The organism is Actinokineospora bangkokensis, assembly GCF_001940455.1.
In the GTDB taxonomy this organism is placed as follows: Bacteria; Actinomycetota; Actinomycetes; order Mycobacteriales; family Pseudonocardiaceae; genus Actinokineospora; species Actinokineospora bangkokensis.
Map to the genome: position 1 here is coordinate 457,734 of NZ_MKQR01000007.1, position 26,256 is coordinate 483,989.

26 protein-coding genes are annotated in these 26,256 nt (G+C 74.4%); 20 read left to right on the top strand and 6 right to left on the bottom strand.

The features are described 5' to 3' along the window. Positions 1–25 precede the first annotated feature (25 nt). Positions 26–1,270 carry a sensor histidine kinase gene (locus BJP25_RS06445; protein ID WP_084793718.1) on the bottom strand — a complete coding sequence of 415 codons (1,245 nt, stop codon included), beginning with the start codon at positions 1,268–1,270 and terminating at the stop codon, positions 26–28. Next, entirely contained in the window at positions 1,267–1,932 is a 666-nt protein-coding gene (locus tag BJP25_RS06450) for a response regulator transcription factor (protein ID WP_075973828.1), read from the bottom strand. The genes BJP25_RS06445 and BJP25_RS06450 overlap by 4 nt, the downstream gene beginning before the upstream one ends. Before the next feature lie 97 nt (positions 1,933–2,029). On the opposite strand from BJP25_RS06450, the gene BJP25_RS06455 reads away from it, so the two are divergent. Beyond that, the gene (locus tag BJP25_RS06455) at positions 2,030–2,521 is read left to right on the top strand and encodes a DUF2231 domain-containing protein (RefSeq protein ID WP_075973829.1); all 492 of its coding nucleotides are present in this window, start codon (positions 2,030–2,032) and stop codon (positions 2,519–2,521) included. 79 nt (positions 2,522–2,600) lie between these two features. Here the strand turns inward: BJP25_RS06455 and BJP25_RS06460 are convergent, their stop codons facing one another. Beyond that, positions 2,601–3,416, bottom strand: coding sequence for an ABC transporter permease subunit (locus BJP25_RS06460; protein ID WP_158075605.1), 816 nt, complete (start codon positions 3,414–3,416; stop codon positions 2,601–2,603). Next, entirely contained in the window at positions 3,406–4,314 is a 909-nt protein-coding gene (locus BJP25_RS06465) for an ABC transporter ATP-binding protein (protein ID WP_075973831.1), read from the bottom strand. The genes BJP25_RS06460 and BJP25_RS06465 overlap by 11 nt, the downstream gene beginning before the upstream one ends. 161 nt (positions 4,315–4,475) lie before the next feature. Here BJP25_RS06465 and BJP25_RS06470 point away from each other — a divergent pair, with 161 nt between their 5' ends. The 4 genes from BJP25_RS06470 to BJP25_RS06485 all read left to right on the top strand — a co-directional run bounded on the left by BJP25_RS06470 (position 4,476) and on the right by BJP25_RS06485 (position 9,315). Then, complete coding sequence (locus tag BJP25_RS06470; RefSeq protein WP_075973832.1) at positions 4,476–5,375, top strand: universal stress protein; 900 nt, start codon at positions 4,476–4,478, stop codon at positions 5,373–5,375. Further along, the gene (locus tag BJP25_RS06475; RefSeq protein ID WP_158075606.1) at positions 5,372–8,014 is read left to right on the top strand and encodes a bifunctional acetate--CoA ligase family protein/GNAT family N-acetyltransferase; all 2,643 of its coding nucleotides are present in this window, start codon (positions 5,372–5,374) and stop codon (positions 8,012–8,014) included. Before BJP25_RS06470 ends, BJP25_RS06475 begins: the two co-directional genes overlap by 4 nt. 120 nt (positions 8,015–8,134) lie before the next feature. Next, positions 8,135–8,632, top strand: a complete 498-nt coding sequence (locus BJP25_RS06480; protein WP_075973833.1) for a DUF6292 family protein — start codon at positions 8,135–8,137, stop codon at positions 8,630–8,632. Then, positions 8,611–9,315, top strand: coding sequence for a CBS domain-containing protein (locus BJP25_RS06485; RefSeq protein ID WP_075973834.1), 705 nt, complete (start codon positions 8,611–8,613; stop codon positions 9,313–9,315). The genes BJP25_RS06480 and BJP25_RS06485 overlap by 22 nt, the downstream gene beginning before the upstream one ends. A gap of 16 nt (positions 9,316–9,331) precedes the next feature. Here the strand turns inward: BJP25_RS06485 and BJP25_RS06490 are convergent, their stop codons facing one another. Further along, on the bottom strand, positions 9,332–10,306 hold the full coding sequence (locus BJP25_RS06490; RefSeq protein ID WP_075973835.1) for an Acg family FMN-binding oxidoreductase: 975 nt from the start codon (positions 10,304–10,306) through the stop codon (positions 9,332–9,334). 188 nt (positions 10,307–10,494) lie between these two features. Here BJP25_RS06490 and BJP25_RS06495 point away from each other — a divergent pair, with 188 nt between their 5' ends. The 15 genes from BJP25_RS06495 (at position 10,495) to BJP25_RS06575 (ending at position 25,482) form a co-directional block, all read left to right on the top strand. Next, positions 10,495–11,097 carry an Rv1733c family protein gene (locus BJP25_RS06495; protein WP_075973836.1) on the top strand — a complete coding sequence of 201 codons (603 nt, stop codon included), beginning with the start codon at positions 10,495–10,497 and terminating at the stop codon, positions 11,095–11,097. A 59-nt stretch (positions 11,098–11,156) separates the two neighbouring features. Further along, entirely contained in the window at positions 11,157–12,614 is a 1,458-nt protein-coding gene (locus BJP25_RS06500; protein WP_075973837.1) for a bifunctional aminoglycoside phosphotransferase/ATP-binding protein, read from the top strand. Between the two features lie 130 nt (positions 12,615–12,744). Beyond that, positions 12,745–15,105: a phosphoketolase family protein gene (locus BJP25_RS06505; protein ID WP_075973838.1), complete on the top strand. Its 2,361-nt coding sequence runs from the start codon at positions 12,745–12,747 to the stop codon at positions 15,103–15,105. Continuing rightward, on the top strand, positions 15,102–16,175 hold the full coding sequence (locus BJP25_RS06510; RefSeq protein WP_233157931.1) for an acetate kinase: 1,074 nt from the start codon (positions 15,102–15,104) through the stop codon (positions 16,173–16,175). Before BJP25_RS06505 ends, BJP25_RS06510 begins: the two co-directional genes overlap by 4 nt. Next, on the top strand, positions 16,172–16,621 hold the full coding sequence (locus tag BJP25_RS06515; protein WP_075973840.1) for a CBS domain-containing protein: 450 nt from the start codon (positions 16,172–16,174) through the stop codon (positions 16,619–16,621). The genes BJP25_RS06510 and BJP25_RS06515 overlap by 4 nt, the downstream gene beginning before the upstream one ends. Beyond that, positions 16,597–17,043 carry a universal stress protein gene (locus BJP25_RS06520; RefSeq protein WP_075973841.1) on the top strand — a complete coding sequence of 149 codons (447 nt, stop codon included), beginning with the start codon at positions 16,597–16,599 and terminating at the stop codon, positions 17,041–17,043. The genes BJP25_RS06515 and BJP25_RS06520 overlap by 25 nt, the downstream gene beginning before the upstream one ends. Beyond that, on the top strand, positions 17,040–17,333 hold the full coding sequence (locus BJP25_RS06525) for a hypothetical protein (protein ID WP_075973842.1): 294 nt from the start codon (positions 17,040–17,042) through the stop codon (positions 17,331–17,333). Before BJP25_RS06520 ends, BJP25_RS06525 begins: the two co-directional genes overlap by 4 nt. 47 nt (positions 17,334–17,380) lie before the next feature. Further along, on the top strand, positions 17,381–18,262 hold the full coding sequence (locus BJP25_RS32035) for a universal stress protein (RefSeq protein WP_233157932.1): 882 nt from the start codon (positions 17,381–17,383) through the stop codon (positions 18,260–18,262). Then, on the top strand, positions 18,259–19,743 hold the full coding sequence (locus tag BJP25_RS06545) for a cytochrome ubiquinol oxidase subunit I (protein ID WP_075973843.1): 1,485 nt from the start codon (positions 18,259–18,261) through the stop codon (positions 19,741–19,743). The genes BJP25_RS32035 and BJP25_RS06545 overlap by 4 nt, the downstream gene beginning before the upstream one ends. 13 nt (positions 19,744–19,756) lie before the next feature. After that, positions 19,757–20,764 carry a cytochrome d ubiquinol oxidase subunit II gene (gene cydB, locus BJP25_RS06550; RefSeq protein ID WP_075973844.1) on the top strand — a complete coding sequence of 336 codons (1,008 nt, stop codon included), beginning with the start codon at positions 19,757–19,759 and terminating at the stop codon, positions 20,762–20,764. A 10-nt stretch (positions 20,765–20,774) separates the two neighbouring features. Further along, positions 20,775–21,182 (top strand): universal stress protein, encoded by a 408-nt coding sequence (locus tag BJP25_RS06555; protein ID WP_075973845.1) that lies wholly within the window; start codon positions 20,775–20,777, stop codon positions 21,180–21,182. Next, positions 21,179–22,099, top strand: coding sequence for a universal stress protein (locus BJP25_RS06560; RefSeq protein WP_084793722.1), 921 nt, complete (start codon positions 21,179–21,181; stop codon positions 22,097–22,099). The genes BJP25_RS06555 and BJP25_RS06560 overlap by 4 nt, the downstream gene beginning before the upstream one ends. Continuing rightward, positions 22,096–23,094: an Acg family FMN-binding oxidoreductase gene (locus BJP25_RS06565; RefSeq protein ID WP_084793723.1), complete on the top strand. Its 999-nt coding sequence runs from the start codon at positions 22,096–22,098 to the stop codon at positions 23,092–23,094. Before BJP25_RS06560 ends, BJP25_RS06565 begins: the two co-directional genes overlap by 4 nt. Then, entirely contained in the window at positions 23,084–23,755 is a 672-nt protein-coding gene (locus tag BJP25_RS06570; protein WP_075973846.1) for a CBS domain-containing protein, read from the top strand. Before BJP25_RS06565 ends, BJP25_RS06570 begins: the two co-directional genes overlap by 11 nt. Before the next feature lie 71 nt (positions 23,756–23,826). Next, positions 23,827–25,482, top strand: coding sequence for a GAF domain-containing sensor histidine kinase (locus BJP25_RS06575; RefSeq protein WP_075973847.1), 1,656 nt, complete (start codon positions 23,827–23,829; stop codon positions 25,480–25,482). A 16-nt stretch (positions 25,483–25,498) separates the two neighbouring features. Here BJP25_RS06575 and BJP25_RS06580 read toward each other — a convergent pair whose 3' ends face one another. Then, positions 25,499–26,140, bottom strand: a complete 642-nt coding sequence (locus BJP25_RS06580; protein WP_075973848.1) for a response regulator — start codon at positions 26,138–26,140, stop codon at positions 25,499–25,501. Positions 26,141–26,256 lie beyond the last annotated feature (116 nt).

Sequence of the window (26,256 nt, forward strand, 5' to 3'; positions counted from 1 at the left end):
AGTGGCCTTGCGCCCGTCCCCGCCCCTACCTCCGTCCTGTGCGTCCCCTGCTCGCGCGACGGGGCCGACCGGTCGGCAGGCGCAGGGTGATCAGGGCGCCGGAGCGGGAGGTGCGGGCGCGCACCGAGCCCCCGTGGCGGGCGGCGATGTCGGCGACGATGGCCAGCCCCAGGCCGTAGCGCCGTTGCTCCCCCACCGGGCTGCCGGTGCTGGAGAAGCGGTCGAAGACGTGGGGGAGCGCGGAGTCCGGGATGCCGGCGCCGTCGTCGGTGACGGTCACCTCGACGTGGTCGCCGTCGCGGCCCACCGACACCACCACCCGGCTGTGGGCGTGGCGGGCGGCGTTGTCGAGCAGGGCGGTGACAGCCCGGTCGAGGGCCTGTTCGCGGCCGTGCACCACCGCCTCCACCGCGGTCGCCGGGACGCCGTCGTCGCGGGTGGCGCTCAGGCCGGGGTGGGCAGCGGCCAGCCGGGCGATCGCCCGGTCGGCGACCGTCCCGAGGTCGACCGGCACCCGGTCGTCGTCCTGGCGGGGGTCGGCGGCGAGCAGCAGGTCGTCGAGGACGGCGGCCAGCGCCGCGGCGTCCGCCACCAGGGCGTCCACGTCGGCGTGCAGGGCGGCGCGGGGTCGGTCCACGGCGCGGCGGAGCAGTTGGGCGCGCGTGCTGATCAGGGTGACCGGGGTGCGCAGCTCGTGGCCTGCGTCCGCGAGGAAGCGGTGCTGCACGGCCAGCGCCTCGGCCAGCGGTGCCGCCGCGCGCCTGCCGCTCCACACCCCCACCGCCGTCGCCGCGACCAAGCCCGCCGCGCCTGCGATGGCCAGCGCTCGCAGCAGCCGCTCGCGCTCGGCGTGGGCGGTGGTCAGGTCGAGGGCCGCCTGCACGACGGTGCTGCCGCGGGTCGCGGTGCGCACCCGGTACTCCACCCCGCCCGCTCGGGTGTCGGTGGTCCGGGTGGTCCCGTCGGCGGCGGTGGCGTCGATGTCGGCTCGCAGCGGTAGGCCGGGGGGTGTGCGCGGGGTGCTCGTCGTGCGGGTGCCGGTGACGGTGGTCAACCAGATCCCCGCCGGTGGGGCGGAGACGTCGTCGGGGTCGGCCGTGGCCGCGGCCAGGCTGTCGTCCTGAGCGGCGTGCTGCGAGTCGAGCACGCTCAGCACGGCGACGCCCGCGAAGAGCGCCACGGCCACCGCGACCACCGCCGCGGTCTGCGCCCCCACCCGGCGCGCCACCCTGCGCAGCAGCGCGGCCTCGGCGGTCGTGGGCGCGCTCACGGCCTGCCCAGCTGGTAGCCCCGGCCGTGCACGGTGTCCACCACGCCGCGCCCGAGCTTGCGGCGCAGGTAGTGCACGTAGGAGTCGACCACGGCGGTGCTCTCGGCCTCGGTGAACACCTGCCGCAGCAGTTCGGTCCTGGTGAACACCATCGTCGGGCGCGCGGCGAGCGCCGCCAGCAGCGCGCACTCGCGCTCGGAGAGCCGCTGCTGGCGGCGCTCGCCGGTGAGCTCGACCGACCGGGTGTCGAGGTCCAGGCGACCACCGGGCACCGCCAGGACCCTGGCGAGCTCGGCGTGGCGCCTGCGCAGCGCGCGCAGCCTCGCCAGCAGCTCGTCGACGTCGAACGGCTTGCCCAGGTAGTCCTCGGCGCCTGCGTCCAGACCCGCGACGCGGTCGGCCGGGTTGCCCAGTGCCGAGAGCACCAGCACCGGGGTGGCGACCCCGCGCGAGCGCAGCCTGGCCAGCAGGTCCAGCCCGTCCACGGCGGGCAACCCCCGGTCCAGCACGAGCACCGCGTACCGGCGGGTCAGCCCCAGGTGCAGCCCGCGGTGCCCGTCGTGGGCGAGGTCGACGGCGTACCCCTCCTCGACCAGCAGCCGTTCGAGCATGCTCGCCAAGGCGCGGTCGTCCTCGACGACCAGGACAGCGGGGGACTCCACGCCGCCATTGTGGACCCGGTGGCAGGTCACCGCTCCCAGGAACCTCCCAGATCCGGGGGCCAGGATCACGGGCACACCGAATCCCGGGGAGGTTGGGATGTTGCAGGTCTTCGGCTTGCCGCTGCACCCGCTGGTCGTGCACGCGGTCGTCGTGCTCGTCCCGCTGGCCGTGGTGACCGGCATCGTGGTGGCCTGCTGGCCCGCCGCCCGCCGCCGGTACGGCTGGGCCGTGCTGGTGCTCACCGGGATGGCCCTGGTGTCGATCCCGCTGGCCACCAGCAGCGGCGAGGAGTTGGAGCACAACATCGCGGGCAGCGACCTGATCCGGGCCCACGCCCACCTGGGGGACCAGTTGCTGGTGTTCGTGGCTGCCCTGTTCGCCACCCTGTTGGCCGTGCTGCTGCTCGACCGTCGCCGCGACCGTCTGCCGCGCTGGCCCGCACTGCTGGCCGCTGTCCTGGTGGTCGCCTCGGCCACGGTGTCCGCCGTGCAGGTGGTGCGCATCGGGGATTCCGGTGCCCGCGCCGCGTGGTCGGACACCCGGTACGTGCAGTCGGCCAGTGGGTCGGAAGAGGACGACGACGGCTGAGCGGCCGTTCCTCGTACCCATCGAGGTGGTTTCGCCGACGTGCTGGACCCGCTCGACGTGGCGGCCACCGCGAGCGCGTCTACACACCGAGGTCGCGGCGCCCGAAGGCGGTGACAGCCGCCGTCCCGGCCAACGCCGCCACCGCGGCGACGAGCAGGCAGGGCAACACGGGCAGGCCTTCGGTGAGGGCCCTCCCCGGCGCCGCGGCGAACGGCGAGAGCACCCGCCAGGGGTGCAGCCAACCGACCCGGTCGCCCAGGGCGTTCACCAGGTAGGTGAGCAGCGCCAGTCCCGTTGCCGCCGCCGTGGCCGCGCCGCGCCGGGCCGTGGCGGCACCGACGGCGAAGGCGACCGCGGCGAACAGCACCGCGATGAGGGTGGTGGTCGAGACGGCCGCGAGCACCCCGGCCGCGCCGACGTCCAGGCCGGTCATCACGCACCCCACCAGCACGGTGGTGGCCAGCACGATGGCCGCGACCGCCACGTCGATCAGCACCGCGGCCCCCCTGGCAGCCAGCAGCGACGCGCGGGGGACGGGGTTGACCAGCAGGAACTCCAGGTGACCCGCGCGCTCGTCAACCGCCGTGGCGGCCGAGGCCTGGGAGATGGCCAACCCGATCAGCATCAGCGGGGCTGTCAGGCTGAACAGCTCCGCGCGCAGGTACCCGGCGCCGGTGGCGAAGTCGGTGTCCAGGTCGAACACGGAGCGCAACGCCGGTGGGTAGTCGTCGAGCAACCGCACCAGGTCGGCTGCCACCGAGTGCACCGCCGGGTAGGCCGACAGCTGCAGCGCGGTGAGCGCGAACAGGCCCGTTGTCCAGGCGAGCGTACTGCTGCGGGAGCGCCGCAGGAACAGCCGCAGCAGCACCCAGGTCCTCGTTGTCTCAGCGCGCACGGTTGCGGTGTCCCTCCACGTAGTCGACGAAGGCGTCCCCCAGGTCGGGCTCCCCGCCAGTGACCGTTACGGGGTCGTGGTCCGCGGCCACGCGCAGCAGAGCGCCGACGGGGCCGGTGAACCGGCACCGCACCGAGGTGCCCGCCCCGACCGCCTCGCGCACGCCGGGCAGGTTGGCGAACACCGCGGTGGGCACGGGGGTGGCGAAGGTGAACTGCACCTCTCGCAGCGCTGCCCCGGTCAGGTCGGCGACGGTGCCGCACATCTCCAGCCGCCCATCGAGCAGCACCCCGACGCGGTCGGCGGTGCGCTCGACCTCAGACAGCGCGTGCGACGACAGCAGCACAGCTCCTCCGCGCGCGGCGTAGGCGCGCAGCCAGTCGTGCAGCACCCGCTGGGCGAGGGGGTCGAAACCGGCGGACGGTTCGTCGAGCAACACCACGTCGGGGTCGTGCAGGAACGCCTGCGCCAGCCCCAGCTTCTGCCGGTTGCCGCGCGACAGTTCGCCCCAGGGCCGGTCCAGGTCCAGCTCCAGCCTGCGGGCCAGGTCGTGGGCCGTGCCCAGGTCGTGGTGGTCACGCAGCTCGGCGCACAGCTCGAGGACCCGCCGCCCGGTCATCTCCGGGTACACCGCGAAGCCAGAAGGCAGGTACCCCAATCGCTCGCGGATGGCCACCGAGTCCAGGTGCGCGTCCATGCCGAGCAGCCATGCCCGCCCAGCGCTGGGCCGGACCAGGTCGACCAGCACTCGCAGCGTCGTCGTCTTGCCCGCACCGTTGGGGCCCAGCAGCGCGAACACCTCACCCGGACGCACCCGGAGGTCCACCTCGGACAGGGCGCGCCTGCGGCCGTAGGACTTGGCCAGACCTGCGATCTCGATCGCGGGGGTCGTCGACATGGTGCCCAGGGTTGCGCCGTCGGTGCGCCGGTGGCAGGGCCCTACGCGCGCGCCGCAGGCGGTCCAAGGTCCCGCCGGCACGGGTCCGGAGGCGCTTCCGCACAGCACACCCCGAGCGGTGGCATGGGAGGTGCCCGGCCGCCCCAGCGTGAGGAGACGCGATGCCAGCCACCCCCGAAACGGTGATCGCCGCGGTCGACGGCTCGCCGCCGTCGACGCGAGCCGTGCGCTGGGCTGCGGCCGAGGCCGCCCGCACCGGCCGCGCGCTGCGACTGGTCAGCGTCCACCCGTGGCCGGTCACCGCCTACCCCGAAGGCCTGGTGGTCGCCCACCAGCTGCGGGCGGGCATGCGCCGAGAGGCCAGGCGCGCGCTGTCGGCTGCGGCGGCCGTCGTCGCCGAGGACCACCCCGACCTGCCGGTCACCACCTCGGTGCTGGAAGGCGAGGTCGTGCCCCGCCTGCGCGCCGCAGGGCAGGACGCGGCACTGGTCGTGCTCGGCACCCGAGGACGCGGTGGGCTCGCCGGTCTGGTGCTCGGGTCGGTCGCCGTCGGGCTCGCCACCCACTCCACCACCCCCGTCGTGGTGGTGCGCGGCACCCGCGCCGAGGACCCGGGGGTGGTCGCCGGCCTCGACGGAAGCGGCACCGACGACCCCGTGCTGGCACTGGCCTTCGCCCACGCCGCTGCCACCGGCGGGAGCGTCACCGCCACCCACGCCTGGGGTGACTTCCCGCCCGACGGGCTGCACCTGGACGGGGCGCCGACCTTCGAGTGGGCGCCGCTGGCCGAGTACGCCCGCAACCTCGCCGAGCGCGCCGTCGCGCCGTGGCGGGACAAGTACCCCGACACCACCGTGGTCGTCGACCCCGCGCGGGGGGTGCCCGCAGAGGTGCTGCGCGACCGGTCCGAGCGCGCCGGGTTGCTCGTGGTCGGCTCCCACGGGCGGAGCAGGCTCGCGGGGTTGTTGCTCGGGTCCACCACCCACGCCGTGCTCCACCACGCCGCCTGCCCCGTCGCGGTCGTCCCCCAGGCCCGACCCAACACCGGGGGAACCGGGTGACCGACGTGGACACCGCGCAACCGGAACCGCCCACGGCGGTGTGGGCGCTGGCCGCCGACGGCACCACCGTCGAGGTGCGGGAACTGGGTGCGGGTGACGCGCCCGCCGTGCGCGGGCTGTACGCGGACCTGCGCCCCGAGGACCGGTACCTGCGCTTCTTCACGCTCTGCCGGGCAGGTGCGGGCAAGTACGTCGACAGCATCACCACCAACGGCGGCGAGGACCGGCCCGCTTTCGGCGCCTTCCACGGCGGCAGGTTGCTCGGCGTGGCCAGCCTCGCCACCGCAGCGGAGGGGACGAGCGCGGAGCTGGCCGTCGTCGTCGCCCGCGACGAGCAGGCCCACGGGATCGGCACCCTGCTGCTGGAGTGGCTGGTCGCCAAGGCCCGCGAGCGCGGGATCGGTGCGCTGACCGCCGACGTGCTCGCGGCCAACCCCCGGATGCTGCGAGCACTGGGCGACCTGGGGTTGCCGCTGCGCTGCGAGCGCGACGAGGAGGTCCTGCACGTGACGATCCCGCTCGCCCCCGCCACCCGGTACCCGGCGGCGGTCGACACCCGCGACCGCATCGCGGACCTGCTGTCGCTGCGCCCACTGCTGCACCCTCGGTCTGTCGTGGTCGTCGGCGCGGGCAGGCATCCCCGCTCCGTCGGGCACGCGGTCCTGCGCAACCTGCTGCACGGCGGCTTCACCGGCGCGCTGGCGGTGGTCAACCCGCACGCCCGCCAGGTGCTCGGTGTCCCCAGCCACCCCTCGGTCACCACCCTGCCGTTCACCCCGGACCTCGCGGTGGTGTGCGTCCCGGCCGCCGACGTGGTGCGGGTCGTGCGGGACTGCGCCGAGCGCGGGGTGCGGGCGGTGGTCGTCATCAGTTCCGGGGTGTCGGCGCTACCGGGGGCGGTGAGCTCCCTGCGTCGGGCGGCGCGCGAGCACGACGTGCGCGTCGTGGGGCCGAACTGCGTCGGTGTCGTCAACAACGCCCGCTCCGCCGCGCTCGACGCCACCTTCCTCGACCGCGTGCCCGGTGCCGGGTCCGTGGGTGTGCTCGCCCAGTCCGGGGGCGTGGCCATCGCCTTGGCCCACGACCTCGACCGGATCGGCCTCGGGGTGTCCACCCTGGTCTCCCTCGGGGACGAGGTCGACGTCAGCGCGAACGACCTGCTCCAGTGGTGCATCGGTGATGCGGGCACCGGCGCTGTGGTCGCCTACCTGGAGTCTCACGGCAATCCCCGCCGCTTCGCCCGGCTGGGCGCCGCCTTGTCCCGGCGCAAGCCGCTGGTCGTCGTCCGCGCCGGGAGTTCCGAGGTCGGGCAGCGCGCGGCCACGTCGCACACCGCGGGTCTGACCAGCCCGCCGGTCGCGCTCGCCGCGCTGCACCGCCGTGTCGGCGCCACCACCGTCGACGGCATCGCCGAAGCGGTCGAGGTCCTGGTGCTGTTCGGCACGCAGCCCCTGCCCGCCGGTCCCCGGGTGGCGGTCGTGACGAATGCGGGCGGGATCGGGGTCCTCGCCGCCGACGCCTGCACCCGCGCCGGGCTGGGGTGCGCAGCGCTGACCGCCGACACCCGGGCCCGCTTGGCCGAGCTGCTGACGACCGGGGCCGTCGTCAGCGGCCCCGTCGACACCACCGCTGTCGTCGACGGCGACGTGTTCGCCGCGGCCGTGGGCCTGGTGGCCGCCGACCCCGTTGTCGACGCGGTGATCACCGCCACCGTCCCCACGGCGCTGGGCGACCCCGCCGACGGCACCGGGCAGGCCGCCCGCCAGGCCCACCGCCTCGGCGTGCCGATCCTGGTCGTGCGGCCCGGGTCCCGGACGGCGGTGACCGCTGAGGCGCACGGCGAGCTGCGAGTGCCGGTCTACGCCGATGTCGACCCCGCCGCGCGGGCGCTGGCCCACGCCGTGGCCAGGTGCGCCTGGCTGGCGCGACCGGTGGTCCCCGCCCGCGTCACCGGTCTCGATGACGCCGCGGTCTTGGCCGCGTACGACCGGACCACGACCGGGGACGACGGGTGGGTCGACCCCCAGCAGAGCCTGGAACTGCTGGCCTCGCTGGGTGTGCCCACCGCCGCGGGGCGCACGGTCGCCCCTGCCGACGCGGTCGCCGAGATCGCCCGCGCCGTGGCCGAGCACGGACCGGTCGCGGTCAAGGCGGTCACCGGCGGTCTTCTGCACAAGTCCGCCGCGGGCGGGGTGCACCTCGGTGTCACCGACGGCATCGGACCGGTGGCGTCGCTGGTCGGGACGTTCGGCGATCGGCTCACCGGGGTGTTCGTGCAACCCATGGTCGCCGAGGGCGGCGAGTGGCTGGTCGGTGTGCGTGGAGACCCCCGCTTCGGGCCACTGGTCGTGTGCGGACCAGGGGGGAACAGCGCCGGGTCCGCGCCCGGGCACCGCGTGCGGCTGTGCCCGCTGACCGAGGCCGACGTGGCCGACCTGGTGGCGGGGTCGGACGACCCGATCGCGCTCGCCGAGGTGGTGCGCCGGATCGCCTACCTCGCCGAACTCGTTCCCGCGGTGCGCGAACTCGACATCAACCCGGTGATCGTCCGCCCCGGTTCGACCGTCGCGGTCGACGCCCGTGTGCGCTTGGTCCCGCTGGCGGTGCAGGACCCACTGCTGCGTGCGCTGCCCGGGTGAAACCAGATCCGGGCAGGCCGGCCTAGGCCAGTTGTGGAGCGTCAGCGGTGGCACAGCACGGTCATAGCGGCCTCCGGTCGGCACCTTGCGCCCGCCAAACCCTGAGAGGAAACGGAACCGATGACGACCACCACCCGCTCGCCGGCGGCCCGCACGCACATCACCATCGCCCGCAGGAGCACGGTCACACCGCGGGCGGGCGAGCCGGCCGGAGTCAGCGACCCCCGCGCCCTCAGCGCCGTGGCGTGCTACCTCGACGACGTGGCCGATGCCCTCGACCGAACAGGCGCGTCCGTGCACACCGTGGAGGTCGAGGTGCGGGGATCGGTGCTGGGCAGGCTCCACCTGCACCCCGATCCGCGATCGGACGAGGAGCTCGTCCTGCACTGGTTCCCCGACGGCGGCTGGTCGGCGGTGCTGACCCCCTTGGCCCCCGACCGCCCGTCGCACGACTGGCGGCACCTGGGCGGGCACCCACGTCCGGACCCCCGCGCCGTCGCGGCCTTCGTCCACGGGCTGCGAGCGCGCGACTGCCGCGCCCGAGATCACGGCGACGAACGCAGCAGCGCGCACGACCGCAGCAGAGGAGAGCAGCGATGCGACACCGCATGGTCCTGAGGGTCATGACCAGCCAGCCCACCACGGCCCGCGCCGACACCGGCTTCGCCAAGCTGGTGGAGTTGATGGCCGCCAGCCGGGTGGACATGCTGCCCGTCGTCGACGAACACCGGCGGGTCCTGGGGGTGGTCACCTCCACCGACCTGCTGGCCAAGGAGAGCGCCCAGTTGCGCCCCGGGCGCGCATGGGCGCTGCTGGCCCGGCGGGCGGAACGGGTGAAGGCCCGGGGCACCACGGCGGGCGAACTCATGTCGAGCCCGGCGATCACCACCACCCCGGACACCGACATCGTCCGCGTGGCCCGGTTGATGGCCGACCACCGGGTTCACACCCTGCCCGTCGTCGACCACGCCGGCCGGGTGGTGGGCGTGGTGGACCGCACCGATGTGCTGCGGGTCTTCCTGCGGCCCGACGAGGAGATCGCCGACGAGATCGACCGCGAGGTGTTCCGCTCGGCCATGGGCATCGATCCGAGGGACCTGCAGGTCCAGGTGGACGAGGGGATTGTGCGCATCGGCGGGCAGGTCGAGCGGCGCAGTTGGGTGGCGCTGGTGACCGCGCTGGTGCGGCGGGTGGACGGTGTGGTCGACGTGGTCAACGACCTGCGCCACCGGTTCGACGACACCGGCCTGGTCGTGCCCGACCCGATGACGGTCGACATCACCCGCGCACCGCACCCTTGAGCTGGGTCCCGGCGGTTCACCGCGCCGTCGGGACACCCGGCAGGGGGTGCGCGACCTCGCGCACCCGGCGGCGCGGAGTGCGCGGGGGCAACGGCCCGGCTGGTGCGTGGCCGACCCTGACGATGAGGTGGGGATGGGCTCGGCCGTGGAGCAGCCGCTCGCGCAGCTGAGCCCGGCTGCTGCTCACCTCGAACGGTTGCGACTGCGTGCACGAGGCCAGCCCCAGTGAAGTGGCCGTGAGCAGCACGGCTGAAAGCGCCGCCCCCGCGCGCAGCCACGCGAACCGCGTGTCGTCCAAGGTCGCCAGCACCACCAACCGCCCCCCGCGCGGTGCGGACGCGTCGTTGCTCGGCAACACCCCCCAGGGGAACCGTCGGTCGAAGCCAGTCGGGGCCCGTGGGCTCACCGCGGAGAGCACGCCTTCGTCGCTGCCCGCCCCCCGGCCGCTCCAGACCAGCATCTCCATGCCGTAGGCGCGGTCAGCTTCCTGCGTGGCGGCGGCGGTTGCCGCGGCGTCGACCACCGCGTCGACCTCCCCCGGGTGGTCCAACGGCTTCAGCACGGCGCCCTCGTCGTGTGCCCGCCGCACCAGCAGGCGCACGGCTGCCGGTGGTACCAGGCAGTCGGAGTAGGTCCGCCGATCGCTGCGGCGGCCAGCCACCGCGTCGACCAGCCCGACGTCGACCTGCCTGGGCGCAGCACCGGTCAGCCGTATTGCCGCGAGGTGGTCGGGGTCCTCCGCGTTCGGCAGCAGCCGCACGGAGCTGCCCATACCCCGGCTGGCCAGCGCCACCCGCAGGTGGTGCAGTGCCGCCCCGCAGCTGATCAGCAGCTCGCGCTCGTGCGGGTCGGTGGCGGGCACTGCCCTGGTTCGGTCGGCCAGCAGGTGCAGCGACCTGGTGCCCACCAGCCATCGCCACGGCTGGGTGTTGTGCACCGACGGTGCCCGACCAGCCACCTCCAGCACCTCGTAAGCGGTGCGCACGTCCATCCGTTCCTCCCCAGGTCGGGATCGGGTCGTCTGCCAAGGGGCGAGCATCCCCCGGGCTCGATCCCGGGAGCAGGGACCAAAGGGCCGGGTCAACGGGACCACCGTCCACCGGCGGCGGGCGCGGGGGCACTGCCCTCCTCCTGCTGGTGGGAGTGCACTGGCTGTGCAAACAACAGAGGAGGTGCGTGATGTCCCACCCCAAGCTCCCCCCGACCACCACACGCCGCCTCCGGGCATGGTGGAGCGCGGTCGTCGCGCCCACCCGGCCGATCGACCGCGTCCAAGCGCTCATCTCCGCCCTGCTCGTGGTGACCGCCCTGTGCGCCCTGCCCTTCGCCGCCGCCATGGGCACCGCTGTGCACGAGAGGTGGGCGCAGCGCGCCGCGGTCGAGTCCGTGCAGCGGGAGCCCCGCACGGCGACGCTGCTGGCGGACGTGCCCATGTCGACAGCTCCGTGGGCAGGCACGCGCACCGCGGCGGTACCCGCGCGGTGGACCGGCGCCGACGGGGTCGAACGGGAAGCCGACGTCGATGCCGCCGAGGGTTCCCGCGCCGGGGAGCGGACCCGGATCTGGGTGGACCGCACCGAGACCCCTGTCCCCGCACCCGCCACCGCCGCCGCGGCGGTCGTCGTGGCGTCCGTGGTCGCGGTGATCTCGTGGCTGGTCGCGTGCGCCGTGCTGGGGCTCCTACGAGCCGTTGTGGTGTCCAGGGTGGACCGCGCACGCGCTCGGGCCTGGTCGGTCGAGTGGGAACGAGTGGAACCGCGGTGGTCCCACCGAGCGCGGTGAACGGCGGGATGGACCTGGACGGGCGAACCGGCAGGCCAGCGACGCGACAGGGGTGGCAGATGCGGGACCAGCTCGACCCGATCGAGGTCCACGAGACCCACAGCGGTGTGGTGTTCCTCGTCGGCAACCGTGCCTACAAGCTCAAGAAGCCGGTGGACCTGGGGTTCCTGGACTTCACCGACCGGGCCGCGCGGGAGGCGGCGTGCGCGCGGGAGGTGGAGCTCAACCGCAGGCTGGCCCCGGAGGTCTACCTCGGGGTTGCCGACGTCGTTGACCCGGATGGACGCCCGTGCGACCACCTGGTCGTCATGCGCAGGATGCCATCCGATCGGGCGATGTCACACCTGGCCGTGCTCGGGCGCTTGCCCACCGAGGCGGTGACCGGGTTCGCAGACGACCTGGCCGCCTTCCACGCCCGCCAGGCCCGCGTGGCGCGCGACCCCTCCCCGGGTGGCCGCGACGCGCTGCTGGCCCGGTGGCGGGAGAGCTTCGAGCAGACCGAACGGTTCGCTGGGTCCCTTCTCGACGCGGGTGACCACGCGGAGCTCGTCCGGCTCACCGAGACCTACCTGGCCTGCCGCGGGCCCCTGTTCGCCGACCGCGTCGGGCTGGGCCGCGTGATCGACGGGCACGGCGACCTGCTCGCCGCCGACGTCTACTGCCTGGACGAGGGGGTCCGTGCCCTGGACTGCCTGGAGTTCGACGACACCCTGCGCACCCTCGACGGCCTTGACGACGCCGCGAGCCTGACCGCCGACCTGGAGGCGCTGGGTGACGACGCCTCCGCGCGGGCGTTCCTCGACAGCTACGTCCGCGCCGCGCACGACCCGGCACCGCGTTCCCTGCGCCACCACTACGTGTCCTACCGGGCGTTCGTACGGGCCAAGGTCGCCTGCCTGCGCCATGCGCAGGGCGACCCGGACGCCGCGTCGCGGGCGCGTGTGCACCTGGCGGTCGCCCTGCGCCACGCCCGTGCCGCCGAGGTGCGGTTGGTGCTCGTGGGCGGGGGACCGGCAACGGGCAAGTCGACCGTGTCCGCCGCGCTGGGGAAGCGGACGGGGATGCCGGTGCTGCACAGCGACGAGGTGCGCAAGACCCTGGTGGGCATGCCCCCCACGGCGCACGCCCCGGCCGGGTACGGGCACGGCATCTACACCGCCGAGTTGACCGACCGCACCTATGCGTCGTTGCTCGACCGCGCCGCGGTCCTGCTCACCCACGGCCACTCGGTCGTCCTCGACGCCACCTGGGGAGCCTCCCACCACCGCGCAGCGGCCCACACCAGGGCTGTGTCCTGCGGCGCCCGAGTGGTGGCCCTGCGCTGTTGGGCTCCTGAGGCCACGCTGTCCACACGGTTGGGCGCACCGCGCTCGCACGGTTCGGACGCGGGCACGGCGGTGGCACACGTGCTCGACCGGGTGGCCAACCCGTGGCCGCAGGCTCACACCGTCACCACCTCGGGCACCGTCGCCGACTCGCTCGCCCAGGCCGTCGACCTGGTGGGGGACCCAGGCTGAGGTCCCCGCAGGGTCGGAGCGCAGGGGTGGTGGGGACCGGAGGTCCCCGATCGGGCGGGACCGCCGCCGCTGCCGCGGGTACCGCGCCGCGGCCGACGATCAGGGGTGTCACCCGACCCGAGGAGACCCGATGACCGCGACCACCACCACTCCCGCCGCGACCCCGGCGCAGGTGGCCACCCTCGACCGCGTCGACTCGTGGTGGCGCGCGGCGAACTACCTCGCCGCAGGGCAGATCTACCTGCGCGACAACCCGCTGCTGCGTCGACCGCTGCGTCCCTCGGACATCAAGGCGCGCCTGCTCGGGCACTGGGGCACCGTCCCCGGCATCACCCTCACCCACGCCCACCTCACCCGCGCGGTCATGGCCACCGGCAGGCGGGTGCTCATGGTCACCGGCCCGGGTCACGGCGCCGCCGCGCTCACCGCTGCGGCCTGGCTGGAAGGCACCTACTCCGAGCACCACCCCGAGGTCGGGCAGGACCTGGCTGGGCTCACCGCGCTCTTCCGCCAGTTCTCCGCCCCCGGCGGTGTACCCAGCCACGCCTCCCCGCACGTGCCCGGGTCCATCCACGAGGGTGGCGAACTGGGCTACAGCCTGGCCCACGCCACGGGCGCCGCGCTGGACAACCCCGGGCTGGTGGTGGCCTGCGTGATCGGCGACGGCGAGGCCGAGACCGGCCCGCTGGCCACCTCCTGGCACGCCACCAGGTTCCTCAACCCGGCCACCGACGGCGCTGTGCTGCCCGTGCTGCACCTCAACGGCTACAAGATCGCCAACCCCACCCTGTTCGGGCGCATGCGCCCCGAGGAGCTGCGCGCGGTGCTGTCCGGTTTCGGGTGGCGCCCGGTCGAGGTGGGTGGACACGACCCCGCCGAGGTGCACCGCGCCTACGCCGACGCCGTCGACGACTGCCTCGCCGATCTCGCCGACCTCGCCGAGCACCCCGACCAGCGACCGCGCCCCGCTCTCGTGCTGCGCACGCCCAAGGGCTGGACCGGACCGTCGCTCGTGGACGGTGAGCGCGTCGAGGGGACGTGGCGTGCGCACCAGGTCCCGCTCGCCCGGGTGCGCGAGGACCCGCAGCACCTGGCGCAGTTGGAGGCGTGGCTGCGCTCCTACCGCCCCGAGGAGCTGTTCGACGACGACGGCGCCCCGATACCCCTGGTCGGCTGCTGGCGACCCCGCGACGAGCTGCGGATCAGCGCCAACCCCCTGGCGCACGGTGGGATCGGCACCGACCTGCGCCGTCCCGACCCGGTCGAGCACGCCGTGGCCGTGCCCACCCCGGGCACCGGCACCGCCGAGGCGACCAGGGTGCTCGGCGGCTACCTGCGTGAGGCCATGGCGCTCAACGCCGAGCACCACAACCTGCTCTACTTCTCGCCCGACGAGCACGCCTCCAACCGGCTCGACGCCGTCTTCGAGGTCACCGGCCGCCGGTGGACGCTTCCCACCCACCCCGACGACGAGCACCTGTCCCCCACGGGGCGGGTGCTCGAGGTGCTCTCTGAGCACCTGTGCCAGGGCTGGTTGGAGGGCTACCTGCTCACCGGCCGCCACGGGTTGCTGTCGACCTACGAGGCGTTCGCGCACGTGGTCGACTCCATGGTCGCCCAGCACGCCAAGTGGCTGCACACCGCGGCCGCGGTGAGCTGGCGCCGCCCGGTGCCGTCGCTGAACTACCTGCTCACCTCCCATGTCTGGCGCCAGGACCACAACGGCGCCTCCCACCAGGACCCCGGGTTCGTCGACCACGTGCTGTCCAAGCGACCCGAGGTCACCAGGGTGTACCTGCCTCCGGACGCCAACACCCTGCTCGCGGTGGTCGACCACTGCCTGGGCACCCGCGGCCTGGTCAACGTCGTCGTCGCGGGCAAGCAGCCCGGCCTGCAGTACCTCGATGCCGACTCCGCCGCCGAGCACTGCGCCCAGGGCCTCGGGGTGTGGCGGTGGGCCAGCACCGACACCGACGGCGACACCGACGTCGTGCTGGCCTGCGCGGGGGACGTGCCCACCCAGGAGGCGCTGGCCGCGGTCGACGTGCTCACCGACCTCGTCCCCGACCTGCGCGTCCGGTTCGTCAACGTGGTCGACCTGGCCAGGCTCGCCAGACCGGGCAGGCACCCGCACGGCATCCCCGACGCCACTTACGCCGAGATCTTCACCGACAAGCCGGTCGTGTTCGCCTTCCACGGCTACCCGTGGCTGGTCCACCAGCTCACCTACGACCGCCCGAGGCACGACGACCTGCACGTGCACGGCTTCCACGACCGGGGCACCACCACCACGCCCTTCGACATGTGCGTGCTCAACGAGATCGACCGCTACCACCTCGCCCTGGCCGCCCTCGAACGCGTGCCCCGGCTCGGCGACCGCATCGGGCACCTGCGCCAGCGACTGCTGGACAAGCTCGCCGAACAGCACGCCCACACCCTGCGCACCGGGGAGGACCTGCCCGAGATCAGCGGCTGGCGGTGGTCGCGGTGACCCGCACCCTGACGGTCAACCCCGGCTCGTCGAGCCTCAAGCTGGCCTTGGTCGTCGACGGACGGGTCGTCGACCGCGCCACCGACGACCGGTGGAGCGGCGCCCTCGACCCGCTCGCCGCCTTCGCCAGGACCACCAGCCCGGACGTGGTGGCCGTGCGGATCGTGCACGGCGGCGACCGCGGCGGCCCCACGTCGCTGACCCCGGCCGAACTGGCTGACCTCGACCAGCACAGCGCCCTAGCCCCGCTGCACCAGCCCGCCGCGCTGCGCCTGGCGAGGGCGGCCTTGGCGTTGCTGCCCGGCACCGCCGTGCTCGGCTGCTACGACACCTCCTACTTCACCGCCCTGCCCGAGGTCGCCGCAGCCCTGCCGCTGCCGACCTGGCTCACCGAGCGCCACCACCTGCGCGGGCGCGGCTTCCACGGGCTCTCGGTCGCCCACGCGGTGCGCCGCACCGGCGACCTGCTCGACCGTGATCTCGCCGAACTCCGGGTGGTGGTCGTGCACTGGGGGGCCGGGGTGTCGGTCACCGCGGTCGCCCTCGGCCGCCCGGTGTCGACCAGCATGGGGTTCAGCCCCCTCGACGGGCTGCCCGGGGCGACCCGCAGCGGCTCGCTCGACCCGGCGCTGGTGCTGGGACTGCTGTCGACCGGCGAGTACGACCTCGACCGGCTGCGCGCGCTGCTCATCCGCGAGTCCGGGCTGGCCGGGATGTCCGGCACCTCCGGAGACATCCGCGACCTGGCCCGCGCCCGCCGTGGCGGCGACCCCTCCGCTGCCTTGGCCATCGCGACCCAGACCCGGCGGCTGGCCCGCGAGATCGCCTCTGCCCGGGCCTGCCTGGACGACCTCGACGCCTTGGTGTTCACCGGCGGCGTGGCCGAGCACCACCCCGACCTGTGTCGGGAGGTGCTGCACTCGCTCACCCACCTCGGGCTGCCCGTCGACCCGCCTCCCGCTCAGGAGATCGTCGAGCGCGGTCCGAGCGCCGCGGTCCTGAGGCTGCCCGCCCGGGAGGAGTTGGAGATGGACCGCCAGGTCTGCGCCGTGCCGGTGGTGGCCAGGTGACCAGCACGACCACCCCCGTCGCCGCCGCGATGAGCCCGCACGTCGTCGGCATCGCGCCGAACGCGCCCATCTCGGTCGCCCTGCGGCTGATGGCCCACCACCGCATCCGGTACCTGCCGGTCATCGATGCCGAGCGCTGCCTTGGCGTGCTGCACGAACCCGACCTGCTGTGGCGGGCGTGGGCCAGCGGTGATGACGGCGAGACCGTGCGCGCACTCGTGCGCCCGCCGCTGTGCATCGAAAGTGCCGACACCACCCCGCTCGTCGCGGCCGCGGCGCGCATGGCCGCCGAAGCGTCTGACGTCGCCCTGATCACCGACCGCGGCCGCATCGCCGGGATCCTCACGACCGCCGACGCGCTGCGCCACCTCGTCCTCCCCGACAGCCCAACCACCCCAGACCGGAAAGCGAGGAGCCCGCAATGCCCACCCACCACCCCGGGGTGATCGTCGTCGGCGCCGACGGCTCACCCACCTCCGACGCCGCCGTGCACTGGGCCTTCGACGAAGCAGCCGCCCGCGGTCTGCACGTCCAGGTCATCACCGTCCACCACGACGGGCACCCGGTCGACCTGGCCCTGTCCGAGCACCTCGACCGCATCGGCACCGCACACCCCGGTGTGCCCCGCTGGTACCGGCAAGCGCACGGACAGGTGGGCGAGGAACTGGTGCGCAGCGCCGAGGGCGCCGCACTGCTCGTGGTGGGCAGCCGGGGTCCCGGTCGGGTCCGCCCCTCCGCGCTCGGGTCGGTGGCCGCGCATTGCCTGCGGCATGCCCCCTGCCCTGTCGTCGTCGTCCCCGCGACGTCGCTCGGTCACCGCGCGGACCCCACCGGGGCTGCGGCGCTGGCGACGGGGGTGCGGCGGTGAACATCAGCACCCAGATCCCCCTCGTGCACCGGCCGGTCACCCCCGTCGACCGGCGGCGCGCCGCCCGCCACGCCGCGTCCGCCGCCCACGACGCCGATGACCTGCGCTCCCTCCTCGCCGCGCTCGGGCTCACCGCCGCGGACGGGCTCGCCGACCCCGCGCCTGGCGGGGCCGCCGCCCCCGACGACCCGGCACCCGCGCCCGCCGGACCACCGGACCAGGGGACCAGGGCTCTCGGTGCCGCCCTGCTGACCCAGGTGGGCTCAGCGCTGTCCGGGGCGCGGCGATGACGACCGTGACCCGGCCACGCCCGGCGCACCGGCGGGGGGAGCGCGTCGTGGTCGGCGTCGACGGGTCTGACGCGGCGTGGCAGGCGCTGCGCTGGGCGGCGGCGGAGACGGGCCTGCGCGGCGCGCCGCTGCTGCTGGTCCACGCGGGCGACGTGGGCGGTGGCGGTCGGGGGGTGCTGAGCCGGGCGCGCACGCTGGTCCGCGCGCTCGCCCCCGGCACCGAGACCAGGGTGGCCCTGCGCCCCGGCCCCCCGGAGCGGGTACTGGTCGACGCAGCGGCGGGCGAGGCTCTGCTGGTCACCGGCGGGCGGGGGCTGGGTTCGACGCCGCGATCCGCCCTGGGGTCGGTGTCGGCCGCCGTCGTCGAGTGCGCGCGGTGCCCGGTCGTCGTGGTCCGGGGCCCCGCACCAGACACCGGGCCGGTCGTGGTCGGGGTAGACGGCACACCGGCCTCCGACTCCGCCGTCGCGATGGCCTTCGCCGAGGCCGCGCTGCGCGGCGCGCCCCTGGTGGCGGTGCACACCTTCAGCGATGTCGCCTTCACCGACCTGTGGACGGTGCTGCCGCTCGATGTCGACCGGCTCGCGGTCGAGGGCGTTGAGCGACAGCTGCTGGCCGACCGGCTCTCCGGCGCCCGACAGGCCCACCCCGACGTCGAAGTGCGCCTGCTGGTGCGTCGCGATCGTCCGGTGCGCGCCCTGCTCGCCGAGGCCGCCGGGGCGCGGCTGGTTGTGGTCGGCAGCCGGGGTGCGCACACCGGTGCGGGCATGGGCCTCGGGTCCACCAGCCGGACGTTGACCCGCCTCTGCGACTGCCCCGTGGCCGTCGTGCACCCCTCCGACCCGCTCGCTTCGGGACCGAGGTCCCGGTCCGCGGGTGCCGCGCGCACCTGCCCGGCCGACCCGGTCCAGCACAGGCTCATCCCATGAACACTGTGGACCTGGCGCGGTGGCAGTTCGGCATCACCACCGTCTATCACTTCCTGATGGTGCCGCTGACCATCGGCCTGGCGGTGCTGGTCGCGGGGATGCAGACCGCGTGGGTGCGCACCGGGGACGTGAAGTACCTGCGGATGACGAAGTTCTGGGGCAAGCTCATGCTGGTCAACTTCGCCATGGGCGTGGTGACCGGCATCGTGCAGGAGTTCCAGTTCGGGATGTCCTGGAGCGCCTACTCCCGGTTCGTCGGGGACGTGTTCGGCGCGCCGCTGGCGATGGAGGGCCTGGTCGCCTTCTTCGTCGAGTCCACCTTCCTCGGCCTGTGGATCTTCGGCTGGGACCGGCTGCCGAAGCGGGTGCACCTGGCCTGCGCGTGGGCGTTCAGCCTGGCGACGATCGCCTCGGCGTACTTCATCCTGGCGGCGAACTCGTGGATGCAGCACCCGGTGGGCGTGGAGCTGGTCGACGGCCGCCCCCGGCTCACCTCGATCGCGACGGTGCTGGGCAACAGCACGGCGCTGGCGACGGTCCCGCACACCATCGCGGGCGCCTTCGCCGTCGCCGGGTCCTTCCTGGTGGGCATCGCCGGGTGGCACCTGTGGCGCGAGCACCGCGCGAGCGGGTCCGAGGTGGGCGACCGGGCGGTGTGGCGCGCCTCGTTGCGCCTGGGCGGCTGGGTGGGGGTGGTCGCCTTCGCCGCGCTCGCGGTGACCGGTGACGTGCAGGGCAAGCTGATGTTCGAGCAGCAGCCGATGAAGATGGCCGCCGCCGAAGCACTGTGCCGCACGGAGGAACCCGCTGGCTTCTCCGTGTTCGCCGTCGGCGACGTGTCCGGGCCGGACTGCGAGTCGGTCAAGTCCATCACAGTGCCCGCGCTGCTGTCCTTCCTGGCGACCGGCAACGCCACCAGCGAGGTCAAGGGCGTGCAGGACCTGGTGGGGGAGTACCGGGCGCGCTACGGCACCAACTTCCCCGACGACCCCGCCCTGGGCGAGTTCGCGGGCAAGCCCATCGATTACGTGCCCGACCTGCCGGTCACCTACTGGGGCTTCCGGCTGATGATCGGTTTGGGTGCACTGGCTTTCCTCGGGTGCGCGGGCGCGCTGTGGGTGACCCGGCGAGGCCGGGTTCCCGACGGGCGGTGGTTCCCCGTGCTGGCCCTCGCCGCGATCGCCGCCCCGTTCCTGGCCAATGGCTTCGGCTGGGTCTTCACCGAGATGGGCCGCCAGCCCTTCATCGTCGCCCCCAACCCCAGCGGCGTGCCCGGGGTGTGGCTGCTGACCGCCCAGGGCGTCTCCGGTCTCGGCGCGAGCGAGGTGCTGACCTCCCTGGTCGTGCTGACCGCCATCTACGGCGTGCTGGCCGCCGTGGAGTTCGCCCTCATCACCCGCTACGCCAGGGCCGGTGTCGGGGGCGTCATCGCCCCCGCGCGCGGCAGCGGCGATCCCGACGAGCTCGCCTTCGCGTACTGACCAGGAGACCACGATGGACCTGCCCACGCTCTGGTTCGCCATCATCGCCCTGCTGTGGCTGGGCTACCTCTTCCTCGAGGGTTTCGACTTCGGGGTCGGCATGCTGCTGCCGGTGCTGGCCCGCGACGAGGCCGAGCGCCGTGTCATGGTCAACACCATCGGCCCGGTCTGGGACGGCAACGAGGTGTGGCTGCTGGTGGCAGGCGGTGCCACCTTCGCCGCCTTCCCCGGCTGGTACGCCTCCCTGTTCAGCGCCGCCTACCTGCCGCTGCTGCTGTTCCTGGTCGCCCTCATCGGCCGCGGGGTGTCCTTCGAGTACCGCGGCAAGGTCGACTCGCACCGCTGGCGCCGCACCTGGGACGCGATCATCACCGGATGCTCGTGGGTGGCCGCGCTGGGTATCGGTCTGGTGCTGTCGTGGAACGTGTGGGGTCTGCCCCTCGACGCGGGTGGCGACCGGGCGGGCGGGCCGTTCGCGGCCGTCACCTGGCCCACGCTGCTGGGTGCTGTCGCCATCGCCGGGTACGCCGCTGTGCACGGCGCGGTCTACACCGCGCTCAAGACCGAGGGTGAGCTCAGCGCCCGGGCCCGCGGCTTCGCCTTCCAGATCGCCCCGCTGGCCCTGACCCCGCTGGCGCTGCTGCTGGTGCTGGTGCAGCTGCGGTCGGGATCGGTGTGGACCTGGGTCCCGCTCGGGGTGGTCATCGCCGCCGTCCTGGCCGCTGCGGACCGGCTGCGCGCCGCGAGGGAGGGGCAGGCGTTCGCCGCGCTGGGGGTGGCCGTGGTGGGCGCGGTCGTCACGCTCTTCGGCGCGCTCTACCCCGATGTCCTGCCTTCCACCGTGGACCCCTCGTACTCGTTGACCGTGGCAGGCGCCGCGTCCAGTCACTACACGCTGGTGGTGATGAGCTGGGTCGCGCTGTTCGGCACACCGGCGGTCCTGGTCTACCAGGGGTGGACCTATTGGGTCTTCCGCAAGCGCATCGGCGTTCGCCACCTGCCTCCCGTGCACGTCCCCTGAGGAGCGCCGCATGAACCACGACACCCCATCCCCGGATGTCAACACCTACGTCGTCGGGCTCGACGACAGCGCGGGCGCCCTCGCCGCGCTCCGGTGGGCCATGGACGAGGCCGAGTTGCACCACGGCGCGGTGCGCGCTGTCACGGCGTGGGTCAGTGGACCGCCGCACCCGTGGACGGGCGCTGTCCGAGAGGCGTTGGCCGAGGCCTCGGCCGCGCACCCGGGGATCCCGCTGGAGCACACCCAGCGCACCGGCGACACCGCCCGCGCGCTCGCGCACGCCGCCGAAGGCGCCAGGCTGCTGGTCGTCGGCGGTGGGCGCACAGCCCACGAGTGCGCTCACCGCGCGCCCTGCCCGGTCGTGGTCGTCCCCGCCGCCAGGCCCGGCCGCCACCACCTCCGCGGGAGGACGTCGTGACGGTCCCCTCCCGCTCCGCCACCGCGTCGACCATGGGGACGGCGTTGCGGCGATCCCCCGTGCTCGCGGCCACCGACGGGTCGCGGAGCGCGTCCGCGGCGGTGGCGTGGGCGGCAGGCCAGGCGGCGCGCACCTGCACCGAACTGGTGGTCATCACCGCCTATTCGTGGCCGGTCGCCGGGTTCGACGAGTTGTCCGACGCAGGTCACGAACTCAGGGCCAGGTTGCGTGCCGGTGCCGACGAGGTGCTGACCCGGGCCGCGGCGACCGCCCGCGCCGTCGAACCCGACCTCGCCGTCCGGTGCGAGGTCACGTCCGGTGACCCGGTGTCGTGCCTGTCCTCCGCCGCCGAGCGCGCCTCGGTGGTCGTCCTCGGTTCCCGCGGTCTCGGGGGAGTCGCGGGCCTGCTGCTCGGCTCCACGGCGACCGCGGTGGTAGCCGGTGCCCGGTGCCCCGTCGTGGTTGTGCACGACGCCGCCCCGTCCATCGGCACGGTCGTGGCCGGGCTGGACGGTGGACCCGCCGACCAGCGGGTGCTCGCCTTCGCCTTCGCCCACGCCGAGGCCACCGGTGGTGGTGTCACCGCGGTACGCGCCTGGCACGAGACACTGGCCGACGCCGCCCGCACCGCCGACCTCGGGGCGCTCGACACCGGTCCGGTGGCGCGCCGAGCCCGGTCGGCGACCGAGGACGCCGTGGCCCCGTGGCGCGATCGCCACCCCGGGGTCCCGATCGACCTCGTCATCCGCCGGTCCCGGGCGGCCGCGCTGCTGCTCGACCACGCCGCCGCCGCAGCGCTGGTGGTCGTCGGCTCGCGGGGTCGGGGCACGGCCGCCGGGCTGCTGCTCGGATCGGTCAGCCAGGCGGTCGTGCGGCACGCCCGCTGCCCCGTCGCGGTGCTGCGGGGCACCCGGTGAACCCCCTGGGAGCTACGGCCACCGAACGTCTCCTGCTGCGTGCGGTCAGTGCCGCGTCGCGCGCACCCTCGGTCTACAACACCCAACCGTGGCGGTTCCTGCTGGGGGACGACGGGGTCGACCTGTGGCTCGACCTGGACCGGGTCCTCCCCGTCATCGATCCCGACGCCCGGGAGGCCCGTCTGTCCTGCGGTGCCGCTCTGTACAACCTGTGTCTGGTCATCGCTGTCAGTTGCCGCGCCCCGCTGGTGGAACCGTTGCCCGACAGCGCCCACCCTGACCTGCTGGCCACGGTGCGGCTGGGCGGGGCGCACACTCCCAGCGCCGACGAACTCGCCCTCGAACGCGCGGTGGAGCGCAGGCAGACCAACCGCAGGCCCTTCCTGGACCGGCCCATCCCCACCGCGGCGCGCTCGGCGCTGGTGCGCGCCGCGAACGACGAAGGCGCCTGGCTCGCCTTCCCACACGCCGCCGGGCAGGTCGCGGCACTGGTGCAACGCGCCGACCACATCCAGGGCCAGGACCCGGCCTACCTGGCCGAACTACGCGAGTGGACGCACCAGGACGGCAACCGCCGCGACGGCGTGCGTGCGCCCGCCCGGGCGCCCGCGGCAGGCATCGCGGTCCCGCGCGACTTCGCGCCACACCGTCGAGACCGCCGTAGCGACCCCTTCGAGACCGATCCGCAGCTGGCGGTGCTGGTCACCAGGACCGACACCGCGCGGTCCCAGCTGAACGCCGGGCGTGCGCTGCAGCGGGTCCTGCTCAGCGCCGAGGTCGCGGGCCTGGCTGTGTCCCCCCTGTCGCAGCCCGTCGAGGTGCCCGAGGTCCGCGCGGCGCTCGCCGAACTCGTCGGCGGTGCTCCGCAGCTGGTGCTTCGGCTCGGCTACGGCTACCCCGGCGCCCCCACCCCGCGCAGACCGCTCTCGGCGGTCGCCGCACCGGCCGCCAGGCGGATCCACAACCCTCGGAGGAGCGAAACCGATGCGAGCTGACCAGATCATGTCCGCGCCGGTCGTCACCGCGCGCGCCGGGGATCCCGTCGGGCGGGTCGCCGCGCTGCTGGCCGACCACGGCTTCACCGCGCTCCCGGTGGTCGAGGAGGACGACCGGCTCATCGGTCTGGTCACCGAGGCCGACCTGCTGGCGGGCCGGTTCCCCGCCGACGCCCGCAGACCCGCCACCGACGAAGAACGCCCCGCCAGGCCCCCGCGCACCGTCGAGGACGTCATGACCACCCCCGCCGTCGCGGTGGGCGCCGGCACTGACGTCGCCGTGCTCGCGCGGCTGATGCTCGCCGACCGCAGGCGGTGCCTGCCCGTCGTGTCCGGGTCACGGCTCGTCGGGGTGGTCACCCGCCGCGACCTGGTCCGGCTGCTCACCCGCCCTGACCCCGAGGTCGCGGCGGACGTGCGCAGGCGACTGCGAGGCTACGGCGGGCCCCACCGGTGGCGCGTTGCCGTTGACGCGGGATCGGTCACGATCACCGACCAGTTCGCCGCCTGCCAGGGCGCCGCCGTGGACCGCCACGTCGCCCGCGTCCTCGCCGAGAGCGTGCCCGGTGTCGTGCGCGCCGACGTCATGGCCGCGGACGCGGGGTCATCGGCCGGACCGGAGGTTGGCGCGCCAGGGGACGCCGTCAGGACGCTGGGGTGACCGCTGGCCGGTTGTCCCCATCACCGCGCCGTGCCACAGTCCGGGGACGGGTCGGGGGGAGGGGAGCGGGAATGGCCGAGGAGACCTCGGGTGCTGGTCGCCTGCTGTCCGGGCTGCGGCTCGACGAGCTGCTGGGTGAGGTGCACGACCGGCTCGGCCAGGTCATCTCCGCCCGGGACAACCTCCAGGGCCTGCTCGACGCCGTGGTCGCGGTCGGGGCGGGACTGGAACTGGACTCGACGTTGCAGCGCATCGTGCGCGCCGCGGTGGACCTGGTCGACGCCCGCTTCGGGGCGCTGGGTGTGCTCGGGGACGGGGGTGGCCTGGCTCGCTTCGTGCACGAGGGCATCGACGCACCCACCCGCTCGCTGATGGGTCACCTGCCCGAGGGCAAGGGCCTGCTCGGGCTGCTGATCGAGCACCCGGAGCCGATCCGCGTACCGGACCTGCGCGCCCACCCCGCCTCGGTGGGCTTCCCACCCAACCACCCGCCGATGACGTGCTTCCTCGGTGTCCCGGTGCGCGTGGGCGGCGAGGTCTTCGGCAACCTGTACCTGACCGACAAACGCGGTGCCGCGGAGTTCACCGCCGACGACGAGGCGGTGGTCACCGCGCTGGCCTCAGCGGCGGGCATCGCGGTGGAGAACGCTCGGCTGTTCGAGCTCTCCTGCGAGCGCGAGCGGTGGCTGGCCGCCACCGCGGAGGTCAACGCCGCACTGCTCGGCGGCGCCGACCAGGAGGCCTCGCTGCACCTGATCGCCGAGCGCGCCTGCCAGCTCACCGGGGCCGACTGCGCCACCATCCTGCTCACCACCGACAGCGGGGCGTTGACCACCGCGGCGGCGCACGGCCCCGCCGCCGACCGGCTGGCCGCCGCCGACCTCGCGGGGGTGCGGGAGCTCTTCAGGTCCGTCCTCGCCGAGAACCGGCCCCGGGTGGTCGCCGACCTGGGCGCGACCGACGCCTGCGGACCCGCCGTCATCGTCCCCCTCAACGCCCAGGGTGGGGTGCTCGCGGTGGCCAGGGACAAAGGCGGCGCTCCGTTCGCCTCGGACCGGGCCCCGCTGCTGGCCGGTTTCGCGGGCCAGGCGGCGATGGCCCTGGAACTGGCCGCCACCCAGCGCGCCCAGCGCCTGCTCGACGTCCTCGCCGACCGCGATCGCATCGCCCAGGACCTGCACGACCACGTCATCCAGCGGCTCTACGCCACCGGCATGAGCCTTCAGGGCACGCTGCGCCGGATCACCGACCCCGCGGTCCGCGAACGGGTGCAGACCGCGGTGGAGCAGCTGGACCAGACCGTGCGGGAGATCCGCACCTCCATCTTCGACCTCACCGCCGAGGAGGGCGACGGGCTGCGCAGGCGCCTGCTCGACATCGTCGCCGAGGTCACGGGCGCCGCCGGACCCGTCCCGGCGGTGACGATGTCCGGCGCCATCGACACGTTGGTGCCCACCCAGGTCGCCGACCACGCCGCGGCCGTCCTGCGGGAAGCGCTGAGCAACGCGGTGCGGCACGCGCGCGCTTCGCAGATCGCCGTCCTCGCGCACGCCGCGGACACCCTCACCATCGAGGTCCGCGACAACGGTGTCGGCATCGGCGACCCCACCCGGCGCAGCGGCCTGGCCAACATGGTCAACCGGGCCGAGCAGTGCGGCGGCGCCTGCGAGGTCACCGGCACCCCCGGCGGGGGCACCACCGTCCGCTGGCGGGTCCCGCTGGGGTAAGCGCGCGGCGGTCGGACTACTGCCCGGGGTCCTTGCGCAGCTGCGCCGCCAGCACGGCGGCCTGGGTGCGGCGCTGCATCTTCAGCTTGGCCAGCAGGTGGGAGACGTAGTTCTTGACCGTCTTCTCGGCCAGGAACATCCGCTCACCGATCTCGCGATTGGTCAGGCCCTCGCCGATCAGCTCGAAGACCGTGCGCTCCTGGTCGGTCAGCTCGGCCAGCGGGTCGACCTCCGAGCGCTCCCGGCGGATGCGGTCCAGCAGCGCGGTCGTCGTGCGCGGGTCCAGCAGCGACCCGCCCGCGCCGACCGTGCGCACCGCAGCCACCAGGTCCGACCCGAGCACCTGCTTGAGCACGAACCCCGATGCCCCGGCCATGATCGATTCGAACAGCGCCTCGTCGTCGGCGTAGGAGGTCAGCATCAAGCAACGCAGGCCCGGCATCCGCGACCGCAGCTCCCGGCACAGCTCCACCCCCGTGCCGTCGCCCAAGCGCACGTCCAACACCGCCACATCCGGCTCCGCCGCAGGCACCCGCACCAAGGCCTCGGCGACCGAGGCAGCTTCCCCGACGATCTCGATGTCGGGTTCGTCGAGCAGGTCGGCCACCCCGCGCCGCACGATCTGGTGGTCGTCCACCAGGAAAACCCGGATGCTCATCAGCCTGCCCTTCGTCGACCGCCAGCACGCACGAGAGTAGGGCGCGTGAGACCCGCCCGTCAGGCGGCGCAGGGTGGCCTTCGACAGGGACCAAAGTCCCGGCTCGGTGCCGCGCG